The following is a 25,630-nucleotide window of genomic DNA, read 5'->3' as shown; positions in this document are numbered from 1 at the left end:
TCAGCGGGCGGACCTTCACGGAAGCCGGCGTGGCGGCAACCACTGGTCCTGCCCCGTAGCGAATGCGAATCCGCGTGTCCCTATCGATCTCTAGGAGAGATTCTCTAGATTGCAATATGAATGGACGTGAACGCCTGTTGATTCATCAATCTGAAATACTCGAACCATATAGTTCGGCCTCTTTCAAACGCGGCGGTTTAACCTGCACATACAAACTATGTTGGGTATGGCTGGCATCGCGGAAATCTCCTGCACCACGCGGCCGAAGCGGATCTCCTGCGCCATCAGGACTCGTGGTTAAGGATCGAGCCATCGCGCTGCCCTGCGGCGACGCAATCGCGGACACACTTCTCAATCTCATCAAAGACTTTGCCAACAACGTCTCGGAAGCCCTTCCCCACCGAGATGCGGACGCGCACGATCAAAACCAACGGCACATCCATCCATGTGCGGATCGGCGGTCATGGTCCTGCGGTCGTCATGCTGCATGGCTTCGGCACAACTGGCGACATGTGGGGGCACCTTGCAAGTGCGCTCACCGACGACTACACGGTCGTCGTACCCGATCTGCGTGGGCTAGGCCTCTCGGCGAAGCCTGATGGGGGCTACGACAAAAAGAATCAGGCTGCCGATATCTTGGGCGTGATGGATGCTCTGGGCCTGCGTTCCGTTGAATTGGTGACACACGATATCGGCATCATGGTCGGCTTCTCAATTGCCGCCACCCACCCCGAACGGGTGAGCCGATGGGTGGCAATCGATGCGCCACTCCCCGGCGTGGGATGTTGGGATCAGTTGACATCCTCCCCTCCCTCGACCTTCGGTCGCCGCCTTTCGGCGGAAAGGAAAGGGATTCCTACGGCGGCTACGCGGTGAGTTGCACAGCCGCTTCGGCGGGTTCCTGCTTCGCAGAGCGGCCCGACCGCACCGGCTCTCCACAGGCTGCAACGCGATGACCTCGCGCCAGTATATTGATCGCGCCAACTATATCGGCGTTTTCCTCGAAACCGCAGCCGACGCAAGCGAAGTTCGCCTGCGTCTTGCGGTTGTCCTCGCTCACGCAATCGCACGCCGGACACGTCCGGCTTGTGTTCTGCGGCGGCACGGCCACTAGCCAGCCGCCGTTCCATGCCACCTTGTAGTCCAGTTGGCGGCGGAATTCGAACCAACCCTGATCGAGGATGGATTTGTTCAGCCCGGACTTAGCCCGAATGCTCTTGCCTGGAGCATCGGTACTGCCGGCCGCCGACTTGGACATGTTCCGCACCTGCAAGTCCTCGATACACACCATCGCGTGGTTTTGGCTAATCGCGGTCGTGGCTTTGTGCAGGTAGTCGCGGCGGGCATTGCCGATGCGGGCATGGATGCGCTGGATTCTGGATTTGGCCTTCTTCCAGTTGTTGCCAAACTTCACTTTACGGCTCATCGCACGCTGCGCACGGCGCAGCCGGGCTTCGTGCCGCTTGAAGCAATTGAGCGGGGCCAGGAAGCTGCCGTCGCTCATCGTGGCGAAACGGGCGATGCCCATGTCGATGCCGACCGCACTTGTTGCCTGTGGCACCGGCTGTTCAACCTCGCGCTCGGTCTGAATCGAGACGAACCATTTGCCCGCGCTCAGGCTGACCGTGGCATTGCGCACTGCGCCCAGCACCTCCCGGCTGTTGCGGTATCGAAGCCACCCAAGTTTGGGCAGAAAGACACGGCTGTTGGCCTGGTCGAGCTTGATCTGCTTCGGGTCGGGGTAGCGAAAGCTGTCGCGTTGTCCACGCTTCTTGAACTTCGGGAAGGCGGCACGCTTGGCGAAGAAGTTCTTGTAAGCCCGCTCCAAGTCCTTCAACGCATGTTGCAGCGGGTGAACAGGGGAATCCTTGAGCCAAGGAGTCTCCGAGCCGTTGCGCCACTCGGTCAGGCGCTTGGCCATCGCCACATAGCCAATGAACTTGCCACCGGCTTCGTAGTTTTCCTTCTGCAACGCCAATGCCTTGTTGAAGACGAACCGGCAAGCCCCGGCGAAGCGGCGCATATCGCGCTGCTGCGCGCCGGTCGACATGAGTTCGAACTTAAAGGCTTGGAGCCGTTGCATCGGGGTATTGTACTCTTGGTCTATGAGCACAAACCAAGACATCCGGCATGGCCGACATTGCGTCTTCCTGATGCATGTCCATTTGGTCTTCGTTACGAAGTACCGACGTGACGTGTTCACCAAGGAAATTCTGGACGACATGCGAAGCATCTTCGCCAGCATCTGTCGAGACTTCGAGTCCGAACTCGTCGAGTTCGATGGCGAGGACGACCATGTGCACCTGCTAGTGAACTACCCCCCAAAGGTTGCCATCTCATCGCTGGTGAACAGCTTGAAGGGTGTTTCGAGCCGAATGATCCGGCAGAAACGTTACCCCAGCATCCGCAAAAAGCTCTGGGGTAGTGCGCTATGGTCGCCGTCCTACTTTGCCGGAAGCTGTGGAGGTGCGCCTATCGAGATCGTGCGCCAATACATCGAGCAACAGAAAACGCCACATTAGACGCAGCAAGGAACGCCTTTGGCGTCCGCGCTATCCTTCCCCGGCCTAAAGGCCGAGGTTTGCCGCGCATTCCGATCAAACAGGATCCATCCATGTGGCACTTTGGCTTTGGTGGTCATGACATGGAACGTTTGGTCGCTGGGCGCGAGCGCATCTATCTCGATCGCTTTTGGAACGAACTCTCCCGAGACCCGAGGCGGTTTGATGAAGTCAAGCGCCAGCACTTTGCTGCCCTCTATGCGCAACCCGGTGCAATGCGAGCAAGCTTTGCCCAGTTCTTAGCTTTCAGCCAGGATGCGGTCGACAACAGAACGTTCCTTGCACAGGGCAAGCTCCAGATGCCGGTCCTGGCCTTAGGCGGCGAAGCAACATTCGGCACGATGATCGGGAATGTGATCCGAAGCGCTGCCGACGATGTCGAAGACGTGATCATTCCGGACTGCGGTCACTGGATTACGGAAGAGCAGCCACAGGCAACGACCAACCTGGTTGTGGAATTCCTGCATCGCCGGTCGTGCGCTAGCTAGCGTTGCATCGTCCGGCAGGCGGCAAGCCAACTGATGTGACTCCTGTCTTGAATGACCAAGACAGGCTCAGCCGCTTGCCACTTTGCGTTCCCCGAACCTTGCGGTATGGGTTCCGCCCGCAGCCAGCAGCGCCAGTGGCAAATCCCCTTCGTGCTATGGAACACGAGAACCCTTGCCGGCCCCGCCGCTCCGTTACCGCTCACTAACTCGAATGCTGTAATCGATAAATGGCGTGGACCACGAACATCCTTTCTGGATTTTCGATATCCTGTGCCAGAAGCAGTGACTCACGGTGAAATTGAATCCCGCCTTGGACATCGCAACGTCGCCAAGGTCCGGATTCCAGAATACTCGTTGGACGTTGGCGACGACGCGCTGTGAGAGCACAGACAATCTTCAATGCCCTTCCTCTATATTGAGGATCTTCCCCAGCCCGAGAAAATAGTTCGCAAAGGCAAGCACGCTCGCCGTCACGGCAATATAGACGACCGACAGTGCGGCCAGTGTCGGATCCGCGAATTCCCTGACATAGTTGTACATGGACACCGGCAGTGTCTGCGTGTCTTGCGTCGTAACGAAAAGCGAGGCGGTAAATTCGCTGAACGACATGATTGCCGCAAACAGCCACCCCCCGAACAATCCGGGAGCGAGCAGTGGAATCGTAATCGTAGCAAACACCTTCAGCGGCGAGCCACCGAGACTTGCTGCCGCTTGTTCCAACCTCGCATCCAGGTTCTCCATAGATACATAGACACTCTTCAGCACAAACGGCAGCACCAGCATCACGTGACACAAGATGACAATGCCATATGAGCGGTCTATGGATGCCTGTGAAACCAGAATAAGCAACCCCAGTCCCAGCGTGAAATGTGGCACCACAAGGGGGGAATGCAAGATCGCCAGAAGCGCCTGCTTACCGCGGAAATCCAGACGTTTGACGGCGATGGAAAGACACGTGCCCACAACGAGCGCAATGAGTGAGGACCATCCCGTGACCACGAGGCTGGCGCGGAATCCCTCCCGGAAATCCGGATAACTGAATACACGTGCAAACCACGTCAGCGAATAAGATTCAGGCGGAAAAGTGATGATCGCCTTCTCGTTAAAGGCGGCGATCCCAACCACCACGACCGGCAACAGCACAAACGAGAGAAGCAAGCAGACGAGCAAGGGGCCCGCAACACGCATCGGAAACGGCAAAGCGCTTTTGATTCTCATTTCAATGCTCCCCGAAGGCTTTCAATCGCTTGGTGAACAGCCCCAAGGAAAAGAGCGCTGCCGTTGTCAACGGCAGTCCCACCACACTCAGGCTGGCGGCTAGCGGAAAGTTCATGGAAGCGAAGCCGAGTTGATACACCAACGTCGAAACCGTTGGCACGCGACCACCGCCAATCATCTGAGGTGTGGCAAACGCACTGAAGGTCCAGGCGAATGCAGTTGTAATACTAGCGAGAATGCCCGGTATCGAAAGCGGAAGCGTGACCGTCAGGAAGGTTCTCACCGGACCGGCGCCCAGACTCTGGGCGGCTTTCTCGTAGTCTCGGTTGATATGCGAAATCGCTGTGGCCAGCATCAGGACCACCACGGGAATCGTCACATGCACAAGGGCAACCAATACGCCCAAATGCGTGAACATGAGTTCCAGCGGCGCATCGATCAGGCCCATCTTTCGCAGCGTGCCATTGATGAAGCCATTGCTGCCAAGCACCGCGATCCACGAGTAGGTCCGGACAATCTCCCCCAAAAACAGGGGCGTAATGGAAACCACCAAGATAAAGGACTTGAGCGCTCGGCTCCTGACGCGCACCAGGGCATAGGCCAGTGGATACGACGCCAGGAGCGAGAACACCGTCGTCTCCACACTCAGCCGCAAGGTGTTGGAAAACGCGTCTAGATAGATCGATTTGGTTAGGTCCCCAAAGTTAGCGAACGTGAATCCGCCGACATCCAGAGATCCAGGGACGTACGCGCGGAAACTGAATTGCAGGACCGCAATCAGCGATACTGCGATGCAAAGCGCGACAAGTAATGCAGGGGAAACAAGCCAGGCTCGTGGATGGGAGCGCATTCTCAAACCTTATTTCTGATGATCAATCAGCGAGGGAGCGGCGCGCGGCGCATGACCGCCACCGCCCTCCTTCGATACCTATCCTTGGTACCAGGTTCAGTTCATCACGTTTTCCGTAAACCATTTCCGCCATTCCGCGGTCTTCTCCGCGCGCAGCTTGTCGTTGACGACAATGGCCTTGTCCCATTGATCCTTCGTCGTGAACACTCCCGGCAGCTTGGCGTCCTCAGGCGAAACCTTCGCGTCGTCGATGACGGGACTCGCCTTTTTCAAGGCGACGATCTTCGATTGGACGTCAGGGGTCAATGCGATGTTTATGAACTTGTAAGCCAGGTCGGCCTTGGTAGAGCCCTTCGTAATGGCCAGGGTATCGACGCCGAGTACTGGGCCTTCTTTCGGCGTCGCCAAGGTGATGGGCACACCTTGACTGATCATGTGATACGCGTTGATTGACAGGATGACCTGCACCGGCGTCTCGCCCGAGGCGATCAATTGCTGTGCATTGGCGTCATTCGTGTAGAACGCCTTAAAGTTTGGCTTGAGCGCTTTGAGTTTGTTCTGACCTTTCTCCCAGCTCTGTGCATCGCCGCCAGCCAACATGGCCGAAACCGCAACGACATGGCTCGGATCAAAATCTGGCACACCAATCTTGCTTTTCAGGGCCGGATTCCATAGATCGTTCCAGCTATCGAACTTGATACTTGGTGACACCAAGTCGGGGCGATAACCAATGGTATAGACATACGCCCAGCTACCGATATGGTAGGGGCTGATTTTTGCGCGATCCACAAGATGCTTGTAATTTGGGATCTTGCTCGTATCCAGCTTTTCGAAAAGATTCCCGTTGGCATAGAGCCAGCCGACGTGTGACGTCGTGAACGTCACGTCGCTCTCAGGTTTGGAGGCAAGCTTCGCCTTATTCAGGCGATCAATGGTACCGCCGGTGATGTACTTCACCGGCACGCCGGTTTGCCGCGTGAATTCTTTTCCGATACTTTCATCGATGAGGTCGCGGAAGCTTCCTCCCCAGGTGCTGACCACCAAAGCGTCCTGTGCGCGGACTGCCGTGCTACCAAGCGCTGCGGAAATTGCGAAGCACGTCAGAATTTTACGAAATACCATTTAACTCTCCCAATGACATCAGTCTGTTAGATTTGCCAAAATATGAAATACGGTGTCTAGAAACGAAGCCTCTTCGAGCTGTTGAGTTTTCCCGTCGGTCGCAGAGCTTGGCGACTTTTCCAATCAGTGCTCGCCGACTCGACAAGCAACGCGTCGGTGTTACCGTACGGGCCCCGCGGGAATTCCCTAATACGGCGCTTAAATTTCGCCATCAATGTCGCGTCGTGCGCCATGCTGGTGCAACGCAACAAAATTGACCTCGCGGTAGGAATTAGTTCGGTGCAACAACGAAGTTGCAACTACTGGATCGACTGCAACCCAATTCCATCGAGCTTCCGAAGCCATGATGTAAAAGTCCTACCGTGCGGCCAAGTCAGCTTTTTTGTAGGGGTGCCTCGCCTTTTCCGATGGGGTTGCGAAAGGTTCCGACTTCTGGAAAAAGGCTAGCGCCCATTCGCGGATCGGTGTTATTCGGAAATTCCTAAACGGTCAGCCGGAAAATAAAAATGGTGTCGCCGGGCGCCGCGGACGACTATGCACGCAGGGGTGCCACATCGCCCCGATGTCCTGTCACCCAATCAACCGGACTGAATCGACCATGAAGCACACCCGGATCCGCACCTTCAATACGAAAGTTACCTACCCTGAACAGAATCTGAACAACGATCTCTGCCAAGCCGTCGTCGCGCGAGGCAGCACCGTATTCTTGCGAGGGCAGATAGGCCAGAATCTCGACACCTCGGAGAGTGTGTGCATCGGCGACGTCGCTGGGCAGGCAGAGCAGGCAATGTCCAACATAGCGATGCTGCTCAAGGAAGCCGGCGGCGAACTGGAGGACATCTGCAAGATCACGATCTACATCATCGACCCTCGCTACCGCGAGCCGGTGTATCGCGTCGTAGGCCAATGGCTGAAGGGTGTTTTCCCAGTGTCGACCGGCATCGTCGTATCCGCTCTGGCCCGTCCCGAATGGCTGGTTGAAATCGACGCCACCGCTGTCATCCCAGACTGAGCCACCATGACCTTTTCCATCATCGCCCGGTGCCCCGCCACAGGCCAGTTTGGCGCCGCAGTCGCATCCTCGTCGCCGGCGGTTGCATCGCGCTGCATCCGCGGCCGCAAAGGGGTTGGGGCCGCTGCGAGCCAGAACATTACCGATCCCGATCTGGGTCCCCTCGCCCTGGATCTGATATCCAGCGGCCTCAGCCCAGAGCGCGCAATCACTGAATTAAGGACGCGCGCCAACATCGAGTATCGTCAGCTCATGGTGATCGATACGCACAATCCGCCTGTCGTCTTCACGGGCGACAAGGCGCTGGGCACCCTGGCAAGCGTCGTCGGCGCCCATGCCGCATGCGCGGGCAATATGCTAGCGACACGTGATGTGCCACAAGCCATGCTGTCAGCGTTCGAGCAGACCGAAGGCGTGCTGGCGGAAAGGCTGATGCGTGCCATGCTTGCCGGCCAGGAAGCCGGCGGCGAGGAAGGTCCGGTGCATTCGGCAGGCTTGTTGGTATACGACGCGCAGAACTGGCCTGTCGTAGATCTGCGCCTCGACTGGGTGGAGAACAATCCGGTCGAGGCACTCTATGCGGTCTGGCAAGTGTATGCCCCGCAGCAGAAAGACTATGTCAAGCGCGCCATCGATCCCAGCGCAGCGCCCAGTTTTGGCGTTCCCGGAAATCTGTGAGCGCTGCGACGCACCAAACGACAGCGTGACATCGCCGACCGAAGGTCGGTATCGAAAGGGGCAACGATCTCCAGTACACTGGATCGTACCCCCCTCCTTATCGATCTCGACATGCTCAATCGCATTTCCCTACGGCAGATGGAGTATTTCGTCGCAACGGCGAAGCATGGCAGCATCGCCGCTGCGTCAGCGCAGATTCATATTTCGTCTCCATCGATCTCGGCAGCCATTGCGCACATCGAGACCGAACTGGGCGCACAGCTTTTCGTTCGGCATCCGTCCAAGGGCATTGGGCTTACCACCATCGGCTCGCTGGTTCTACAACATTGTGAAGACATGCTCGGACGGTCGTCCCAACTCTATGAGATTGCCTCGGATTCCAGCGACGTCATCCAGGGCACCTTGCGAGTCGGTGTGTTTCAGTCACTCACCGCCATGATTGCACCCGAGATCATCTTCGGTTTTGCGCGGGCCTTTAAGAAGGTCGACGTGCAGATGGTAGAAGGCAACCAGGAGGTCTTGATGAACAAGCTCCATGCGCTAGAGCTCGACATGGCGATCACCTACGACCTGCGCCTGGAAGATGACATCCAGTTCGAGAGCCTTGCGACACTGCCGCCATATGCCCTGGTAAGCGAGGTCCATCCCTTGGCACAGCAGAAGATCGTCTCCTTCGAAGAGTTGGCGCCCGAACCCTACGTCTTGCTCGATATGCCGATGAGCCGCGACTATTTCGCCTCGTTGTTTGAAAAAGCCGGCGTGACACCGAACATCGCGGCGCGTTCGCAGTCGACCGACGTGGTCCGTGCCCTGGTCGCTAACGGCATTGGCTACGGACTCTTTAACATACGTCCGAAATCCGATCAGTCGCTTGATGGGAAACGAATGGCACGTGTCCGCCTTGCCGGCGCACATCGACCTATGCTGCTCGGCCTGGCGACTTACAAGCCGATGAAGCAATCCAGACTGACGAAAATCTTCATGGAACGCTGTCGCGCCTACATCTCTGATCAATACATACCCGGAATGAGCGCGCCTAGCTTCTTCGATCCGCATATGGCCGAGGCGCCCAGATCGGCGGCATGAAGCGTCTTCTTCCTCGATGAATCCATATGCGGAAGTACTCCATCAACCAGGACAAAGATGGACAATCGAACCACGTCCCCAAGCGTTGCCCTACTGGACACGCTCATTGCTTTCCCGTCGGTTTCCCTCACCCCGAACCTCGCACTCATCCAGAAAGTTCAGGATGTCCTAGCGGGTGCCGGTATCGAATCGATACTCGCCCCGGATCCGCAGGACCCCAGCCGATCCAATCTGTTTGCGACGGTTGGTCCAGCCGGCGTCCCAGGCGTCTTGCTTTCAGGTCATACCGATGTGGTACCGGTGGAAGGACAGCCTTGGACATCGCCCCCTTTTGAGGCAACGCACCGCGATGGCCGTATCTACGGACGCGGCACAGCCGATATGAAAGGCTTTGTTGCCTGCGCCGTCACTGCGATGGTGGCAGCCGCCCGGCGGCCGCTGCAGCGGCCCTTGCAGTTGGCACTGTCCTTTGATGAAGAAATCGGCTGCGTTGGCGTACGCCATCTGCTTCGCCGCCTGGAAAACACCTTACCTGCACCCTACCTGTGCATTGTCGGCGAACCGACCCTGATGCGGATCGGCACCGGTCACAAAGGGAAGGCTGCCTACCGGGCGATCTGCTGCGGTCAGGCAGGCCACTCAGGCTTGGCGCCCCGTTTCTTCAACGCCATCCATATGGCCAGCGATCTGGTCGCGTCACTACGGGACGTTCAGCGTGAACTGGCCGAAAGCGGCCCACGCGATGAGGGCTACGGCGTACCCTATAGCACCGTCCACGCCGGCGTCATCCAAGGCGGGCGCGCCTTGAACATCGTCCCCAGCTAATGCGAAGTCCGTTTCGAGATTCGCAACGTCTCGGACGATCACCCCGAAAAAATCCTGAGGCGCATACTGAAGCGTCTAGAGGAACGGGTCAAAAATGAGGCATTGAATCCTGGGGCACCCTTGCCGGAAATCCAGATGACGAACAGTTATCCAAGTCTGGACACCCCCGAGGATTCTCCCGCAGTCGGCGTACTCGCCTCGCTACTCCCTCCCGGCACCCCATGCGCCAAGGTGGACTATGGCAGCGAGGGGGGGCTGTTCCAGCAGAGTTGGAGCGAAACGCCAGTCTTAATCTGCGGACCAGGAAGCATTGAAGTCGCACATAAGGCCGACGAGTATGTGGATCTAGCGCAGATCGAAGCCTGCGATCGCATGCTGGCAGGTCTCATCGATTTTCTCTGCCAATGATCTTTGATGCCCTCGTCGACTCCTGAACTACGCCGAAGAGACGCTATCTCGGATAGCGTCCTTCATTTCGTCAGCAATATGCTGCGATCAACCACCTGAATATCCGTCTTCCCGCAGAAAGCCATCGAGAGATCGAGTTCCTTATGAATGATGCTCAAGACGGTGGCAACACCCTGCTCGCCGAGGGCGCCTAGGCCATACATCATTGCGCGACCAATATACGTGCCCCGTGCTCCGAGTGCGATGGCTTTGAGAACATCCTGCCCCGAGCGGATGCCGCCATCCATATGGACTTCCACCCGTTGCCCAAGAGCATCCACGATGCGTGGTAGCGTGGAGATCGAAGACGCCGCACCATCCAGTTGTCGCCCACCATGGTTGGATACGATGATGGCGTCAGCACCGCTTGCCACCGCAAGCCGCGCATCCTCGGGATCCTGGATGCCCTTGACGATCAGCTTTCCGCCCCACTTCTTTTTGATCCATTCGACATCTTGCCAGGACAGACGCGGATCGAACTGCTCCTGAGTCCACTCCACCAGTGAGTCAATATTATCGACGCCCTTGGCGTGCCCGAGGATATTGCCAAACTGACGGTGCTTGGTCGCCAACATGCCGATGCACCAACGTGGCTTGCTTGCCATGTTCAAAAGATTGCGCAAGGTGGGCTTGGGCGGCGTGGACAGGCCGTTTTTCTTATCCTTATGGCGCTGGCCGAAGACCTGTAGGTCCATCGTGACCACCAACGCGGAACAGTTGGCATTCTTCGCACGATCGATCAAGTTTTCCACAAACTCCCTGTCGCGCAGTACGTACAACTGGAACCAAAACGGATGGCGCCCGGTCGCTTCTGCCACCGCCTCCAGTGAACAGATGCTCATGGTGGACAAGGTGAATGGGACGCCGTGTTGCTTGGCCGCGCGCGCAGCCAGAATTTCTCCGTCGGCGTGTTGCATGCCAGCCAATCCGGTAGGCGCAATCGCGACCGGCATACTGACCGGCTGGCCCACCATGGTGCTGGCCGTGCTGCGCTCGGTGATGTCGACGGCCACGCGCTGGCGAAATTCAATGCGTTGGAAATCCGCTTCGTTGGCACGGTAGGTATATTCTGTCCATGAGCCGCCATCAACGTAATCGTAGAACATGCGCGGCACGCGCTTTCTCGCCAACCTGCGCAAGTCTTCAATGCACGTCATCTCGCCCATAGATTTTCCCTGAATAAGAGCCAAGAGCTGCCCCTGATCGGGCAGCCCGTCCATATATTTCAGTACGACCAGCGATCACCATGCGGTCGTATGAGCCGCCTCATGACCGCTCGTATGTCATGTATCCGTTCTGGAGCACGATGTGGTCAGCGATATACTTGGCATCGTGCCAGACGCCATAGATGAACGAGGAGGCCCGGTTGACCAAATTCGGAAGGCCGAGGAAATAGACGCCACTTTCCGCAGAGATGCCCCGCTTGTGAAACGGGTCACCCTTTTCGTCGAAGGCGTTCTTCACGTTGAGCCAGTTGAAATTGAACTTAAAACCGGTAGCCCAGAGAATCGTCGTGATGCCAGCTTCCGCCAAGTTGAGACTGAGAATCGGGTTCTTGAGGCACTCCGGATCCGATAGCAGTTCCCAGGCGTCAGGTTCCGGAGGAAACGCCAAGCCATTCTCTTCGATATAGGCATCCGCTTCGCGCAGCACGTCAAAGTAAGCGCGGTCGCCTTCGGCGATGTTCTCGATCAGACCCGGCTCGAAAGTCATGACGCCATTCTCGTACGATTGGGTCAGGCCGACCAAGTTGATGCCCGAGTGCGCCAGGCGGCGGAAATCGACGGTCTTACCCCCCTCATATCCGCTCACGGCGAAGGCGACGTGTGCCTTCTTTGGGCGAACCCTCACCTCATCCCACAGGCCCAGCGCACCGAGCCACCAGCAATAATCGCGGCCACGATACGCGCGCGGCGGGCGGTAATGTTCGCCCACTGAGAGATAAACCGTCTTGCCGGCCTGACGCAACTCTTCCGCAATCTGTGAGCCAGAAGCGCCAGCGCCCACCACAAGCACCCCGCCATTCGCCAGTTGGCTCGGATTCTTGTAAGCAGAGGAATGCAGCTGCTGAATTCTTTCGCTCTCAGGCACGATTCTCGGATAGGCCGGCGTCTGGAATGGGCCGGTTGCCGCAACAACATTCTGTGCCTCGATTACGCCATCCGATGTCGTAATCTTGAAGCCGGGACGTCCTGGATGCCGTTCGACCTGCCTGACTTCCACGCCGGTGCGGACCGGCGCCTTCAGCATCGCGGCGTAGGCCTCGAAATACTGAGCCATGCGTTCTTTCGCCGGGAAAGTCTCCGGGGAAATCCCTTCGAATTTCATTCCAGGAAAGCGGTCGTGCCATGCAGGCCCATTCGCGACCAGAGAATCCCAGCGTTCCGAACGCCAGCGCTCTGCGATACGACTTCGTTCCAGTACGACGTGCTGCACACCCATCTGCGCAAGATGTTCACTCATGGCAATGCCCGCCTGGCCAGCGCCGACCACCACAGTGTTGATTTTTTCCACTGACATTTGATCTTCCTAGGAATAGCCGCCCCGGCCAGTCGCACCGGTACGGAGACATCGACATTTCGGCGCGTTAGCGCCTTGGAGACATCGCACATCGATGGAGTCAGTTTGATAAAGCCGCGGCCGTTTGAGAATCACGTTTTTCAGACTCATGACTTAGGAAAAAGTAAAGCGTCGGCCAAAAGATGTCGCGCCGTCCTGCCGTACCGTGCACCACAAGACCTCATCAACGCCTCGCATGCGCCCCGCTCCCTCCCCGGGGGCTTTCGGTTTTTCCGAGGGACATCATCAGTTTCTGCAAAGACCCGATTCAGGTGGTTTGCCTTATTCTCAATGCCAGTACCAGCGCTGCCTTACATGTCACGAGGCCATCGCCTGGAGCTCGGCATACTTCTCACTCTCCGCACAACTATGAACGTAGCCAACTCAGCGCCTGCCGTGCAGTCAAATCACGTACAGCAACACCACGTACAGCCCCCTACTGCGGTGAGCCTGGAGCGGGTGGTCAAGAAATATCACGATCACATCGTGCTACACGAACTCTCGCTGAAGATACGATCCGGGGAGTTCCTCACCCTGCTCGGTCCATCCGGCTGCGGAAAGACGACGCTTCTCAACCTCATCGCCGGATTTGCCGAAGCCGATACCGGCGAAATTTTCATCGATGGGCAGCCGGTCACCTGCGAGCCTGCGCACAAGCGGCAGATCGGCATCGTCTTCCAGAACTACGCGCTTTTTCCCCACATGACCGTCGAGCGCAATATTGGCTATGGTCTGCGGATGCGGGGAGTTGGCAAGGACGAAATCGCACAACGTGTCAAACAGGCGATGGAGTTGGTGAAGCTCCACGGTCTCGGGCACCGCAAGCCACGAGAACTCTCAGGCGGTCAGCAGCAGCGCGTGGCGCTAGCGCGAGCGCTGGTCATTCAGCCCAAGGTGCTGCTGCTGGATGAGCCCTTCTCTGCCTTGGACAAGAACCTGCGCGGCGCCATGCAGGTGGAAATTCGGGAGATCCAGCGCCGCCTGGGCCTGACCACCGTATTCGTCACACACGATCAGGGCGAGGCGCTGGCCATGTCAGACCGCATCGCGGTGATGTCGAACGGCGTCATCAGGCAGATCGCGCCTCCAGCCGATCTATATCAAAACCCACAAGACCCGTTTGTGGCGTCGTTCCTTGGGGACGTGAATATCCTGCCAGGGCATTTTCACGGCCAGACGGCGACGGACGTGCAACTGCGTCTGGGCTCCGGGCTTATCAGCTTCCCACATTCCCGCCTCGCGGACACCTCGCATGACGGTGAAAGGCTGGACGTTTATGTCCGTCCAGAACACATCAGGCTCGAAAACCTGCATCCTGAATCGGTGTTAAGCGGTACGGTGATCCACCACGTCTATCAAGGCGACCACATCAATACGTTCGTGGACGTCGAAATTCCAACGACTGCGCGTCAGATCGTCACCGTGCGCAGTGCGGGGCTGAAAGCCATCCAGCAATGGCCCATCGGCTCGGTCGCTGGCCTGGCATTACCTGACGAGGGCGTGAGTATCTTTAGCCCGCAGAAGCGCCCATAGCCACAAAGGCAGCCACAAAAGCAAGAGTGCCCCCAAGGCGCACGACAACTCGGTCTGAGAGAACCCACCCATGTCCAATCTTCCCAGCTCCATGCGAGCCATCATTGCCCGTGAACCGGGTGACGCCAGTGTCTTGACGCTGACCGAGCGCCCCATGCCCGAACCGGGGGCTGGCGAAGTCCTGCTGCGCGTACGCGCAGCAGGGGTGAACCGCCCCGACATCATGCAGCGTCAAGGTATCGCGAAGCCGGCTCCCGGCGTCACCGACGTGCTTGGCTTGGAAGTCTGCGGAGAAGTGGTCGACTGTGGCCCGGGTGTGGACCGTCAACTAATGGGGAAGAGGCTGATGAGCCTCGTGCCCGGCGGTGGCTATGCGCCTTGGTGTACGGCGCCGGTAGATCAGTCCTTCATCGTGCCCAGTACGCTTTCCGATGCCGAGGCTGCGGCTTTGCCCGAAGGGCTGTTTACCGTGTGGCACAACCTGTTCGAGCTGGGCCGCTTGGCCATGGGTGAAACCGCGCTGATCCACGGCGCAGCCGGTGGCATCGGCACCCTTGCGATTCGCATGGCTCACGCTGCCGGCGCGACCGTCATTGTCACGGATAACGACGAGAGCCGGTTCCCGGAACTGCGGGCCATGGGCGCCGATGCGACGATCCATTGGCCGACGACTGATTTTACAGAAGCTTGTTTGAAGTACACCGATGGCCGCGGTGTCGATGTGGTACTCGATATCGTCGGCGGCGATTATGTCCGTCGCAATCTTGCCGCCATGGCATTCGGCGGCCGCCATGTGAGTTTGTCCTTCATGCAGGGTTCGGCGATCAATGTCGAACTACTGACGCTGATGCAGCGCCAAGTGAGCCTTCATTCGTCCACCATGCGCCCGCAGAGCCAATACGAGAAGACCCGAATGGCCCAGAGCCTTCGTCGCCATGTCATCCCGCTACTAAACAACGCACGCGTCAAGCCGCGTGTCCACGCCACCTTTCCGCTCGCGGAGGCCATCGCGTCCCACGAGTTGCTGGACAGCGGCAAGGTTTTCGGAAAACTGGTCCTGATCCCCGAACATCGGCCATCCCACTAAGAACTTGCCGAAAACATGCTGAAACTACTCTTTGCTCCAACCTCGCCTTTCGTGCGCAAGGTCATGGTGTGCGCACATTTGACTGGACAGTCCGAGTCCATCGCGTTGCTGGATAGCGCCGCTCATCCGGTGCGGCGCGACGCGCGCATCGCGGCCCATAATCCGCTGGCCAAAGTCCCGACGCTGATCCTAGAGGATGGCCACGCCCTGTACGACAGCCGGGTCATTTGCGAATACCTGGCGAGCCGGGGTGACGCGGCCAACATCTTTCCCGCCTCCGGCCCCGCCAGATGGACCGCCCTGAGCCGCCAAGCGCTCGGCGATGGGCTTCTCGACGCCGCACTCCTGGCGCGCTACGAAAGAACGGCGCGTCCCGAGGAGATCCAGTGGCAAACGTGGCGCGAAGCGCAACTCACGAAGGTCCACGCCTGCCTCGACACCATCGACACCATCGCGTCAGAACTCGTGGTAGAGCAGCCCACCATCGGTGAGATCACGATCGGTTGCGCGCTGGGCTACCTGGACTTTCGGTTTCCCGAAGTTGCGTGGCGTTCCCAGTATCGCAATGCGGCACGATGGGACGAGGTCTTTCAAAAGCTGCCCGCCATGCAGGCCACCCGTCCCCATGAAGGTTAAGAGATAAGGTTTGAACGTGAGCAAGAAGATCACCATCTGGTTTCTGAACGGCCCAAACGCCAATCTTTACGGTCTCGACGCCAACAAGACGTATGGCAGCGACAGCTTTCCGGTCTTGCAGTCACGATGCGAGCAAAAGGCCGCCTCCCTGAATGCCGAGCTTCGCTTCCTTCAGTCGAATTATGAGGGACAATTGGTCGACTGGATCCAGGAAGCGCGCGGCGTGGCGGACGGCATTGTCATCAATGCAGCCGGCCTCACGTACTCTTCGATTCCGATCCTCGACGCCTTGCTGGCGTTTCCCGGCAAGATCGTTGAAACCCATATGAGCAACATTTGGAAGCGTGAGTCGTTCCGCCATCATTCCTATATTTCCAAAGTGGCGGATGGCGTGATCGCCGGGCTGGGGGGCGACGGTTACGAATTTGCCATCGAGGCTGTCGCGCGACTGGTCCAAAAGGGAAAAACAGCGACCTGATTTGATATTCGGACGCGGCGTGATTGCAGTGTGAAAATTTGCCGCATCCTTACCATCTCTCTTAAAGCGGTTATCAAGATGACTATATCTGAAGCCACTCCATCAGGCGCGATGGCCTTCTACAGCGCGTTCGACGACTTCGATACGTGGAAGCGCGCGCTCCAGGCCCAGCTTCCGAAGCTGAAGGTGGTCCATTCGAGCGAGATCACACGGCCCTCCGATATTCACTACGTGCTCGCCTGGAAACCGCCACAAGATTTCTTTTCTGGGATGACCAACCTGCGGCTGATCGTCAATCTTGGGGCGGGCGTCGATTCGCTGGTGCAGCGGCAAGACCTTCCCTCAGGCATTCCGATCACGCGACTCACGGATCCGCAGATGGCTCGCATGATGGCGGGGTACGTGCTGTTCTCTGTGCTCCGGCATGCCCGGGACATTCCTTACTTCGAGCAGGCACAGCGGCGGGGTGAATGGGCATACCGCCATCCCCGGTCTCCGGAAGACATTCGCGTCGCGGTGCTGGGCCTCGGTCAATTGGGCGCGAAGGCGGCCCACGAACTACAACGCCAAGGGTTCAAGGTGCTTGGCTGGTCGCGCAGCCCTGCGCAAATTGAGGGCGTGAAGTGCTTTTCAGGGTTGGACACCCTCGACACCGTGCTGGAACAGGCCGAAATTGTCGTCGTCATGCTGCCGCTGACGCCTCAGACGGCAGGCATTCTGAATCGCAGGCGACTGGAGCGGTTGCCTCGCGGAGCGGCTTTTATCAATGTTGCCCGGGGCGCCCTGGTAGATCAGGCCGCGCTGACAGAGCTGCTCCAGAATGGCCACATTGGTGGTGCGACCCTGGATGTTTTCGAGCGCGAACCTTTGCCTGCCGGGGATCCCCTGTGGAGCATGCCGAACGTGCTGATCACCCCGCACCTGGCTTCGGTGGCCATCCCGTCATCGGCGGCAACGCAGATTGCGGAGAACATTATTCGCGTCTCCCGCGACGAATCGCCAGACAACACCATTGATCCCGCGCGCGGATATTGAGGCGTGGACGGCTTGCGCCGCGATAGTCGGAGAGGCGAGACGCCGGCATAGCGTCTCGCCTCCGGGCATGCCGTCCGCCTGAAGCAGGATGGGCATACGCACGAGCATGGGTCCGCCAGAAACTCAGGGGACAAGTAAGAGCTTGCCGGATGTCTGCCGACTCCACATGTCGGCATGGGCCCTAGCAGCATCGGCCAGCGCGTACTCGCCGCCGTTGAACACCTTCAGCTTGCCTTGGCGTACCCAGTTGAACAGTTGCGCCGAGCGCTCGCGCAGCTGTTCCGGCGTGCGGATGTGGTCGGAAAATACGGCGAAACCGATCTTGATACTCTTGGGCAGGCTGAACAGTTCGATTGCCCTGGACGCCTCCAACACCGGGCCGAACCAGCAAAAGGTTCCAGCATGACGTAGCGAGTTGAGCGACGCCTGGAACGACGCTGGCCCCGAGCCGTCGTAGACCACGTGCACACCCTCCCCGTTGGTCAGGCGCATGACGGCGCTCAGAAAGCTGCCCTTGTTGTCGATCAACAGATCATCGACCCCGGCCTCCACGGCCACGCGCCGCTTGGCTTCCGATGAAACGCGGCCGATGACCCGCCCTCCGCGTAGCTTGATAATCTGCGTCAGCAGCGAACCGACACCACCTGCCGCAGCATGCACCAAGGCGATGTCCCCTTCCTGCACCGGATAGAACTCCGTGGCAAAGTGGCTGGCAGTCAGCCCATTCATCATCAGCGACGCCGCGGTGCAAAAGTCAATGTCGTCAGGCAGCGGCACCAGCGCTTCGGCAGGCATCGTGATCATTTCCGCATAGCTGCCGGGTGCGTAGACCCAGGCCACGCGATCCCCAACGGCAAAGTCGCTCACGCCGTCGCCGACCGCCAGTACGCAGCCGGCGCCTTCGACACCCAGAATCTTGGGATTGGATACCCCGGTCCAGGCCATTCCCTGGCGCACACCGATATCCATGAAATTCACACCCGCAGCCGCAACGCTGACCAGCACTTCGCCGGGCCCCGGGTTCGGATCCTGACGGTCGACGTATGCCAGCACATCAACATCGCCCACATCCTTCATGACAACCGCTTTCATCGCTCTCCTCTCTTTCTGGAATGTTCGTTCAAGAATAGGTCAAAAAAAATCAGCGCAGCGCTTGCAAGGCAAGCCGGCCGAGTTCCTGTAGTTCCGCTTTATTGGCACCACCGCGCGCAGCAAGACGTATCCCCGCGAGATTCGCCATCAGGAATCCAGACACTTGATCGGGATCTAGACTCCGCGCGACGTCGCCCTCGGTCTTTGCCTGCCGCACCTTGGCCGCGATGGCCTTGCGCAAGACCCTTCCCTGAGCCTCGTGAATTCGGACCAGTTCATCGTTGCTACGGCCAAACTCGCTGATCGAGCCCACGCCGAGGCACGGAAGATGGGCTTCGGCTACCACGCGCTGCATCATTCGGCGCAGACCGTCGAGGGACGTCGGCCCGGCATTCAACGCATCGAGATGGGCCTGTCGTTCGGCATCGCCATAGCGATTCACCGACGCGCAATAGAGCTGCCATTTGTCCCCGAAGGTGTCGTACACGCTTTGCCGCCCAATCTTCATGGCGGCAGTCAACATGGTGGCGGAAGTTCCCGCATACCCATGCTCCCGGAACACGCCAATGGCGGCGTCCAGCACTTGATCGACGTCGAATTCCTTATTTCTAGCCATCGCACCATGCTACGCATATTGGAACGATCAGTCAAGATATGGAAATTGACCCCAGTGCCGGCCCGCCAGGCGCGTGTGCTTCGGCATAGCCGAACGTTCAGCGCGATGGGCCCTTAGTTTCAAGTGGTACCGGTTGCGTCAGCGTCTCTGGCCGAAGAATTCGATCCAGCTCCTCTTTCGACAGCAAGCCCTTTTGCAGCACGATTTCATAGACGCTACCACCGGTGGCATGGGCTTCCTGCGCGACAGCCGTCGCATTGGCGTATCCGATGTATGGGTTCAGCGCCGTCACGATACCGATGGAATTCTCCACGATCGCACGAAGCCTCTCTTCGTTGGCGGTTATACCCTTGACGCAGCGTTCTGCGAGCGTCAAGCAACCATTCCGAAGGTGACTCACGCTCTTGAAGAGGCTGTGGGCAATAATCGGCTCGAACGCATTGAGTTGCAGTTGCCCTGCCTCTGCTGCAAAGGTCACAGTGACGTCATTGCCAATCACTTCAAAGGCGATCTGATTGACGACCTCAGGAATGACCGGGTTTACCTTTCCGGGCATGATGCTGGAGCCCGCTTGCATCGGTGGCAGGTTGATTTCGTTGAGTCCTGCCCGGGGACCGCTCGATAGGAGCCGCAGGTCGTTACAAGTCTTTGACAGCTTCACCGCTACACGCTTGAGGACCCCGGAAAGTTGCACGAAGGCGCCGCAGTCTTGCGTCGCTTCGATTAGATTTGGGGCCGTCTGTAGCGGAATGCGCGTGATGTCTCGAAGCCGCTGCAATACCAAAGGCGCGTACGAAGGGTGTGCGGTGATGCCAGTGCCGATCGCTGTGGCACCCAGGTTGATTTCGCAGATGAGCATTGACGCCTCACGCAGGCGCTGCTCATCCTCACCCAACATCACCGCGTAAGTGCTGAACTCTTGGCCCAGCGTCATTGGCACGGCGTCCTGCAGTTGGGTACGCCCCATCTTGATGATGTGCGCGAACTCTGCCGCCTTAGCTTCGAACGCGTTGCGCAGCGTGGCCATCGCGTCAATCAGTCCGGCAATACCGAACCACGTCGCCACCTTGAGCGCGCTCGGATAGACGTCGTTGGTGCTTTGGCCAATGTTGACGTGCTCGTTGGGATGGAGATGCGCGTATTCGCCCTTCTTGTGGCCGAGCAGTTCTAACGCACGGTTGGCGATGACCTCGTTGGCATTCATGTTTGTCGAGGTGCCCGCGCCGCCTTGAATCACGTCGACGACGAATTGTTCGTGCAAACGACCAGCGATGATTTCCTTGCAGGCGTCCACGATGGCATTGCATCGCGGTTCGTCCAGGAGACCCAACTCATGGTTGGCAAGCGCGGCCGCCTGCTTGATTGCCGCGAGCGCCTTGATTAACTCCGGGTAGATGGAAATGGGTGTGCCAGTGATAGGAAAATTTTCAACGGCACGAAGGGTGTGGACGCCATAGTAGGCATCCGACGGCACTTCTCTGTCTCCAATGAGGTCGTGTTCGATGCGAAACGGTGTGTCGGCCATGACTTTTCTCCCTCAGCAACCTGCTTTCTATGAAGTGTATGGGGCTGACATCCCCATCGTCGGGGTCATGCAAAGAGAGTATTACCGTCACGGCGGCGTTTGCCGGTTATGCAAAACAAGCATTGGAATGGATGTTGCGTGCTCCATGCTGAAAGGGCATGCGGAAGAGGCACCGCCGCCCCTTACCTCCGATCAAAGATCCCCTGGCGGACTTCGCCGTACGTCCGAATGGAATGTTCGCGGACGACATGTTGGAGCCTAGAAGCGTACTATCTGCAAACGCCTACCCGATATTTGGGCCCTATCGGCATAGGCATCTGAGTCGCGCCCATCTTCGGAGATCCACCTCATGAGCAAGACGCTATTCCCCTCATTGATTGTTGCCATCGCGGCGGCTGGAGCGACGCACGTAGTGTATGCACAACAAAAGCCGGTCGACCCGTATACCCAGGGTGCCAAGACTGGGAAGCCTGATCCGTACACGGATGGCGCGAAGGCAGGGAAGTTCGATACGTACACGGATGGCGCAAAGACCTCAACGCGTTCCGATCTCGCGCCGAAAAAGGCTGACCCGTACACAGACGGCGCAAAAGTTGGTAAGGCCGACCCGTACACGGACGGCGCAAAGACCGGCAAGCCCGATCCCTACACTGACGGGGCAAAGAAGTAGTAATTAGGCGGCGTCGCCGAGCCGCTTCGCGCCTTTGGAGAGCGAAACGGAGAGAGGCGCGCGCGGATGCAGACGACGAGCCGCAGGCAGAGCGGGTACCGATCAGATTCTCTCGTGAATCGGCACCCGATCTGTTATGTCTGCGGCCACTCGCTCCCATTCGCCGCCCTGCTTCCCTGAATCCCCCGATGCGAGCTATTGATTTCAGTTCCTGGCAGGCGCTCCTGTCAACGTTGCTGGGTCTCGCCTTGATCACGTTGATAGGTGTGGGCTTCCGGTTGGTGGCCATGCAGACGATCCAACAGCGCCGCGAGCGGGAAAATCGCCAGATCAACGAGCGCCTACGCACACTTATGGCCGCCTACAAGACGCTGGGCGGTTCGTTCACCGGCAATCTGGCCGTTGACCCTCAGCATCGGCGCGATGCCCGAAGAGCCGCTCAGACAGCCCCGGTCAGCCCATCGGCGGAGGTGGCTTGGCCGTCGACGGACAGGTCGCGGCGCACCCGAGATGCTGTCGAGGCGGCACTATCGGACATCCTTCTGCTCGGGACCGAGGAACAAGTTATCTTGGCCGCCCAGGCGGCCTCAGACTTGGCGGCGGGCCGGGTTATCGACACCAGCGAACTTGTCGTGTCACTGCGCGACTTCATCCGGAACGTTCTGGACTTGGACCCGATCCCTAGCCATTTGGCGATTCCCCGGCAAGGCCCGACGCGCCCGGGTAGCGCCGCGCGCAAAGGCGAAGGACGCAAGGAAAGCGGAGGCGGAATCGCGGGAGGCAAAGGTTCTGGCGTCGGCGGAATGGGTATTGGGGCGGGCGGAATGGGTACCGGTGTTGGGGTCGGCGTGGGACTTGGAACGTCACATCACGAAGACGGTGACGCTGATTCGCTCCGATAAGCTCACCGGCTTGCAGGCTCACTGCTAAGGGCGATCACTGTTAGGAGCGATCACCGTTAGGGGCGAAAACTGGCGTGTCAGTAAGTCCGTTAGTCAGAAGTGCCGCAGTGCCGCAACCACTGGCGTACTGCAAGACCGTCAAGGGACAAAAGTCTCGTACGGTCGCTGCTAGCGCGCACTCGGCGGAAACACGTACCACTCGCCGTCGCCATGACGGAAAAATGCCATGGATAGGCCTCGCGTGGCTGGGATCGATTCGACGTACACGAAGCAACCCTTATGGTCGGCGAGTTGACCAAAACGGGTGACGCGCACGGGGCTAGCCTCGCTTGGCGACAACCACTTTTCTACGAGACCGCGTAGCGAACTCTGGGAATTGCGCATCGTGCCACTCCTTCTGACTCAGGACGCTGCCTTCAGCCTCGGCCGCCTCCTTGATTTCGAGACTAGATGAGAAAGAGGCCAAATGCCTTCGGTGCGTGACAACAATGCGTATCACGGATAACTGAAACGGTCGTAGGATATTCCTGACCGCAAATTTGCCGCGTTCCTACGATTGATTCAGAAGCGGCACTTCGGCGTAAAGCGAGCGACAGGCCTTAGGGGGAAGCATATTTGCATCGTTAGGCTGCCACGCTCCGGTCAAAGTGAGCGATATACGGACATTTGTTTGTCATGTTTCAATTGTTCGGAACTGAGCGCATAGCTTGAACACATCTTCGGATAACGTCGTCTGCTTCGCCTTGCCATAGCGGGTAGCGAGTTTCATCAGCTCCTTGATGTCGCGTCCGCTCGCTTTCGGGTAGGCAGCAGTCAATACGTCCACCAATTCGTCGCTCAGCGCCGCACTGTACTGGTCGGATTGCAGGCGCCACAGCCTCGCCGCATCGTCCCTGCCCGGCGTCTCGTACTGGATGGTAGCAATGCAGCGCGACAGGATGGCATCATCGACGTCGCCGGTACGGTTGGTCGTCATGAACAACAGCCCGTTGAAATACTCCAGCGTGCGCAGGAACTCCGCAACGATAGCGTTGTGCTCCAGGTCGTTGCCGCGGCGGCGAATGTAGACATCTGCCTCATCCAGCAGCAGCACCGCATTCCAGCGCATGGCCCGGCGCAGTATCTCCGTAAGGCTCGCGCCGACCGATGCGGCAGTCGTACCCAATTGTCCGGAATGTACGCGGTAGAGCGGCTTGCCGACGACTTCCGCATACACCTCTGCGGTCAACGTCTTACCAAGGCCTGGCGCACCCTGACAGAGGATAGTTGTACCGCCCGATTTTCCCGCCACGAAGTCCTGTACCAAGATGTCCATGTGCGAGGTCAGAATGTCGATCAGGTCGCGGTGGTGATCCGGCAGCACCAGCTTGTCGCGCAGTTCGGGCCGGTAGCGATATTCGCTCAGATGCTGCACATGCACCCAGATGTTTTGGTGCCATTCCAGATGGAATAAGTGTACGTAGCCATGTCGCGGTATCTTTTCAAAGCCGGTCGTAACACCGGCCTTGCGCCAGAACTCCGCGTCACAGGTCACTTCGAAACGACGTTCGAGCCTTTCCTCGTCATTGATGCAGCGAGCCGCCACGCCGTCGCCAAGGCGCGCGAGCGCGACGGCGCCTTTACCTTCGGCGGTGAAGGCGGACCCCGTGGCGATGTACTGTGCGCCGAAGCCGCGCTGGTAGCGCACAAAAAGTTGCGCATGCCGTTCGTATTCCTGCCGGAATTCCGCGCATTCCTTGAAGTAGCCGAAATCGGCAAGAAGTTGGGGGATCGTACGATCGACGATCTCGTCACGCGTGACGACGATCGAAGTTGTCATACCCGACCTGCGCCGTGCGGGATCGGTCAACTCCGAATTGGCAGACAACATGGTATTCGCCACCAGGTCGATCGCAACGTAGGGCATGCCCTGCTCGGGCTCTACGTGACGAACGCGCTGGACTAGCCACGGCAGCATTACGCCATCGCGGCTGCGCTGATACAGCCAGCCGTCGATGACATCGCGAGACAGGTAGGCGACAAGTCCTGCTGCCAGCAACTCCAGGCTAGGAATAATGCGCGCCTGTGGCGCGTTGTAGATGTTATCCAGCGCAAGCATCTGGAAAAGAAGTTCGCGCTCGTTCTGCGCCTTGCTCAGTGTATAGAGCGAATTCAGCGACTGCGCGTCAAACAGCCGGACTGACACTGACATGCTGCCATGACAGATGCCGTGCTCCTTGAGCTCCCGGGCCAGCGGAGACTCGGCTTTGACCATTGCAAGTAGCGGGTGAATCAGGGACTGCGGAATCTCGAAATTCATGGGTTGCACTCCGTTAGCGGCAAATCCCAGGGCTCACGCGACGTGATGGAGCGCTATGCCAGGAAAAAGCGGATGGCCTCGGTCACAATCGCCGGTTGAATTGCATGCATGCCATTGAACTCGACATACTCGACGTCGTAACCCGCAGCCTTTAGCTTGGCGGCATTGGCGCGGCCACTAGTGTGCACGGGCAGTTGCTCGTCGGCCAGCCCATGCGCGATGAAGACCTTTGGCGTGCCTTCCTGCGTGAATACGGACATGAACCCGCCAGAGAAAGCGATGATGTGGCTGGCAATATCGCCGTTGGTGATACCGATTGAAAGCGCGTAGCTCGCGCCATCCGAGAAGCCTGCGAACGCCAGTCGGTCACGACAAATCCGGTAACGAGCCGAGACGGCGGCCAGCGCCTGCTGCAGCCGCTCCAAGTCGGGCCCGTTGCCGCCAATGACAATGTCCCACGTGGGAAAGGTCGAATGCGGCGCCAACACCAGAAAGCCATGCATGTCCGCGTGCGGCTCGATGAACGGCAACACCTTTTCCGGAAAGCCGCCGGCGCCGTGAAACATGACCAGCAATGGCGCCTGCGCCGGGCCGAGCCCTGCCGGTACGTACAGGACAGCATCACGCTCGTCGGCAATTCCAAGCCGGTGACGGCCCGGCGGCAAGGCGGGCTGTGACGGCTCGGCGTGCGTAAAAGTCATCCGGCCTAGCAAAGAAGGATCGAACATGACGGAAGCGACGCTTATTTAAGTGGTGATATGTAATATATCACCACTTTTGTGCATGTGGCACTAACCGCCAGTGGGCGGTGGACGAGAGACCGTGGAGAAAGGGCTTGATGTCGCCACCGGCTTGCACAGATTCCCAAGCGCGTGACCGTGCAGCATGCGGCGCGTTTAAAGGCGAGAAGC

The 25,630-nt window shown here is 58.5% G+C and carries 24 protein-coding genes and 1 pseudogene; 14 read left to right on the top strand and 11 right to left on the bottom strand.

The features are described 5' to 3' along the window. Positions 1 to 405 precede the first annotated feature (405 nt). Positions 406 to 876, top strand: a complete 471-nt coding sequence (locus CYJ10_RS11640) for an alpha/beta fold hydrolase (RefSeq protein ID WP_257993261.1) — start codon at positions 406 to 408, stop codon at positions 874 to 876. Here the strand turns inward: CYJ10_RS11640 and CYJ10_RS11635 are convergent. After that, positions 866 to 2,083, bottom strand: a complete 1,218-nt coding sequence (locus CYJ10_RS11635; RefSeq protein ID WP_101681668.1) for an RNA-guided endonuclease InsQ/TnpB family protein — start codon at positions 2,081 to 2,083, stop codon at positions 866 to 868. The two genes, CYJ10_RS11640 and CYJ10_RS11635, sit on opposite strands and share 11 nt — an antisense overlap. Before the next feature lie 22 nt (positions 2,084 to 2,105). Between CYJ10_RS11635 and tnpA the strand changes: the two genes are divergently transcribed. Then, positions 2,106 to 2,522, top strand: a complete 417-nt coding sequence (tnpA, locus tag CYJ10_RS11630; RefSeq protein ID WP_101681667.1) for an IS200/IS605 family transposase — start codon at positions 2,106 to 2,108, stop codon at positions 2,520 to 2,522. A 92-nt stretch (positions 2,523 to 2,614) separates the two neighbouring features. Continuing rightward, complete coding sequence (locus tag CYJ10_RS11625; RefSeq protein ID WP_257993260.1) at positions 2,615 to 3,049, top strand: alpha/beta fold hydrolase; 435 nt, start codon at positions 2,615 to 2,617, stop codon at positions 3,047 to 3,049. Between the two features lie 396 nt (positions 3,050 to 3,445). Here the strand turns inward: CYJ10_RS11625 and CYJ10_RS11620 are convergent, their stop codons facing one another. From CYJ10_RS11620 to CYJ10_RS11610, 3 genes are all read right to left on the bottom strand, one after another. After that, complete coding sequence (locus CYJ10_RS11620; protein WP_101681666.1) at positions 3,446 to 4,267, bottom strand: ABC transporter permease; 822 nt, start codon at positions 4,265 to 4,267, stop codon at positions 3,446 to 3,448. Position 4,268: 1 nt separating this feature from the next. Beyond that, complete coding sequence (locus CYJ10_RS11615) at positions 4,269 to 5,117, bottom strand: ABC transporter permease (RefSeq protein WP_180862904.1); 849 nt, start codon at positions 5,115 to 5,117, stop codon at positions 4,269 to 4,271. 96 nt (positions 5,118 to 5,213) lie between these two features. After that, positions 5,214 to 6,239, bottom strand: coding sequence for an ABC transporter substrate-binding protein (locus CYJ10_RS11610; protein WP_101681664.1), 1,026 nt, complete (start codon positions 6,237 to 6,239; stop codon positions 5,214 to 5,216). Positions 6,240 to 6,837: 598 nt separating this feature from the next. Between CYJ10_RS11610 and CYJ10_RS11605 the strand changes: the two genes are divergently transcribed. The 4 genes and pseudogenes from CYJ10_RS11605 (at position 6,838) to argE (ending at position 10,248) form a co-directional block, all read left to right on the top strand. After that, positions 6,838 to 7,251, top strand: a complete 414-nt coding sequence (locus tag CYJ10_RS11605; protein WP_101681663.1) for a RidA family protein — start codon at positions 6,838 to 6,840, stop codon at positions 7,249 to 7,251. Positions 7,252 to 7,257: 6 nt separating this feature from the next. Further along, complete coding sequence (locus CYJ10_RS11600) at positions 7,258 to 7,929, top strand: DUF1028 domain-containing protein (RefSeq protein ID WP_101681662.1); 672 nt, start codon at positions 7,258 to 7,260, stop codon at positions 7,927 to 7,929. 111 nt (positions 7,930 to 8,040) lie between these two features. Continuing rightward, positions 8,041 to 9,015 (top strand): LysR family transcriptional regulator, encoded by a 975-nt coding sequence (locus tag CYJ10_RS11595; RefSeq protein ID WP_101681661.1) that lies wholly within the window; start codon positions 8,041 to 8,043, stop codon positions 9,013 to 9,015. Between the two features lie 57 nt (positions 9,016 to 9,072). After that, positions 9,073 to 10,248 (top strand): annotated as a pseudogene (gene argE / locus CYJ10_RS11590) (acetylornithine deacetylase). A gap of 62 nt (positions 10,249 to 10,310) precedes the next feature. Here the strand turns inward: argE and CYJ10_RS11585 are convergent. Both CYJ10_RS11585 and CYJ10_RS11580 read right to left on the bottom strand, forming a co-directional pair. Then, positions 10,311 to 11,453, bottom strand: coding sequence for an alpha-hydroxy acid oxidase (locus CYJ10_RS11585; RefSeq protein ID WP_101681842.1), 1,143 nt, complete (start codon positions 11,451 to 11,453; stop codon positions 10,311 to 10,313). A gap of 100 nt (positions 11,454 to 11,553) precedes the next feature. Further along, positions 11,554 to 12,807: a flavin-containing monooxygenase gene (locus CYJ10_RS11580; RefSeq protein ID WP_101681660.1), complete on the bottom strand. Its 1,254-nt coding sequence runs from the start codon at positions 12,805 to 12,807 to the stop codon at positions 11,554 to 11,556. A 408-nt stretch (positions 12,808 to 13,215) separates the two neighbouring features. On the opposite strand from CYJ10_RS11580, the gene CYJ10_RS11575 reads away from it, so the two are divergent. The 5 genes from CYJ10_RS11575 to CYJ10_RS11555 all read left to right on the top strand — a co-directional run bounded on the left by CYJ10_RS11575 (position 13,216) and on the right by CYJ10_RS11555 (position 17,615). Next, positions 13,216 to 14,379, top strand: coding sequence for an ABC transporter ATP-binding protein (locus CYJ10_RS11575; RefSeq protein ID WP_101681659.1), 1,164 nt, complete (start codon positions 13,216 to 13,218; stop codon positions 14,377 to 14,379). Positions 14,380 to 14,449: 70 nt separating this feature from the next. Next, positions 14,450 to 15,466, top strand: a complete 1,017-nt coding sequence (locus CYJ10_RS11570) for an NAD(P)H-quinone oxidoreductase (RefSeq protein WP_257993257.1) — start codon at positions 14,450 to 14,452, stop codon at positions 15,464 to 15,466. Positions 15,467 to 15,481: 15 nt separating this feature from the next. Further along, entirely contained in the window at positions 15,482 to 16,102 is a 621-nt protein-coding gene (locus CYJ10_RS11565) for a glutathione S-transferase (RefSeq protein ID WP_101681657.1), read from the top strand. A gap of 16 nt (positions 16,103 to 16,118) precedes the next feature. Beyond that, positions 16,119 to 16,580 carry a type II 3-dehydroquinate dehydratase gene (locus tag CYJ10_RS11560; protein ID WP_101681841.1) on the top strand — a complete coding sequence of 154 codons (462 nt, stop codon included), beginning with the start codon at positions 16,119 to 16,121 and terminating at the stop codon, positions 16,578 to 16,580. A 78-nt stretch (positions 16,581 to 16,658) separates the two neighbouring features. After that, positions 16,659 to 17,615 carry a 2-hydroxyacid dehydrogenase gene (locus CYJ10_RS11555; protein ID WP_101681840.1) on the top strand — a complete coding sequence of 319 codons (957 nt, stop codon included), beginning with the start codon at positions 16,659 to 16,661 and terminating at the stop codon, positions 17,613 to 17,615. A 123-nt stretch (positions 17,616 to 17,738) separates the two neighbouring features. On the opposite strand, the gene CYJ10_RS11550 is transcribed toward CYJ10_RS11555, so the two are convergent. The 3 genes from CYJ10_RS11550 to aspA all read right to left on the bottom strand — a co-directional run bounded on the left by CYJ10_RS11550 (position 17,739) and on the right by aspA (position 20,848). Next, positions 17,739 to 18,707 carry a quinone oxidoreductase family protein gene (locus CYJ10_RS11550; RefSeq protein ID WP_101681656.1) on the bottom strand — a complete coding sequence of 323 codons (969 nt, stop codon included), beginning with the start codon at positions 18,705 to 18,707 and terminating at the stop codon, positions 17,739 to 17,741. A 49-nt stretch (positions 18,708 to 18,756) separates the two neighbouring features. Continuing rightward, the gene (locus CYJ10_RS11545) at positions 18,757 to 19,323 is read right to left on the bottom strand and encodes a TetR/AcrR family transcriptional regulator (RefSeq protein WP_101681655.1); all 567 of its coding nucleotides are present in this window, start codon (positions 19,321 to 19,323) and stop codon (positions 18,757 to 18,759) included. A gap of 97 nt (positions 19,324 to 19,420) precedes the next feature. Continuing rightward, positions 19,421 to 20,848 (bottom strand): aspartate ammonia-lyase, encoded by a 1,428-nt coding sequence (aspA, locus tag CYJ10_RS11540; RefSeq protein WP_101681654.1) that lies wholly within the window; start codon positions 20,846 to 20,848, stop codon positions 19,421 to 19,423. A 349-nt stretch (positions 20,849 to 21,197) separates the two neighbouring features. On the opposite strand from aspA, the gene CYJ10_RS11535 reads away from it, so the two are divergent. Both CYJ10_RS11535 and CYJ10_RS11530 read left to right on the top strand, forming a co-directional pair. Continuing rightward, positions 21,198 to 21,518, top strand: a complete 321-nt coding sequence (locus tag CYJ10_RS11535) for a hypothetical protein (RefSeq protein ID WP_101681653.1) — start codon at positions 21,198 to 21,200, stop codon at positions 21,516 to 21,518. Positions 21,519 to 21,706: 188 nt separating this feature from the next. Further along, on the top strand, positions 21,707 to 22,420 hold the full coding sequence (locus CYJ10_RS11530) for a hypothetical protein (protein WP_101681652.1): 714 nt from the start codon (positions 21,707 to 21,709) through the stop codon (positions 22,418 to 22,420). Between the two features lie 673 nt (positions 22,421 to 23,093). Here the strand turns inward: CYJ10_RS11530 and CYJ10_RS11520 are convergent. Together CYJ10_RS11520 and CYJ10_RS11515 are read right to left on the bottom strand one after the other, a co-directional pair. Further along, positions 23,094 to 24,719 carry an ATP-binding protein gene (locus CYJ10_RS11520; protein ID WP_101681650.1) on the bottom strand — a complete coding sequence of 542 codons (1,626 nt, stop codon included), beginning with the start codon at positions 24,717 to 24,719 and terminating at the stop codon, positions 23,094 to 23,096. A 53-nt stretch (positions 24,720 to 24,772) separates the two neighbouring features. Next, a complete protein-coding gene (locus tag CYJ10_RS11515; RefSeq protein ID WP_101681649.1) occupies positions 24,773 to 25,447 on the bottom strand; it encodes an alpha/beta hydrolase in 675 nt (224 codons plus the stop codon). Between the last annotated feature and the right edge of the window lie 183 nt (positions 25,448 to 25,630).

Source organism: Cupriavidus pauculus (assembly GCF_002858765.1).
GTDB classification, from domain to species: Bacteria; Pseudomonadota; Gammaproteobacteria; order Burkholderiales; family Burkholderiaceae; genus Cupriavidus; species Cupriavidus pauculus_B.
The sequence above is the reverse complement of the archived record's forward strand: the minus strand, read 5'-3'. Positions and strand labels throughout refer to the sequence as shown.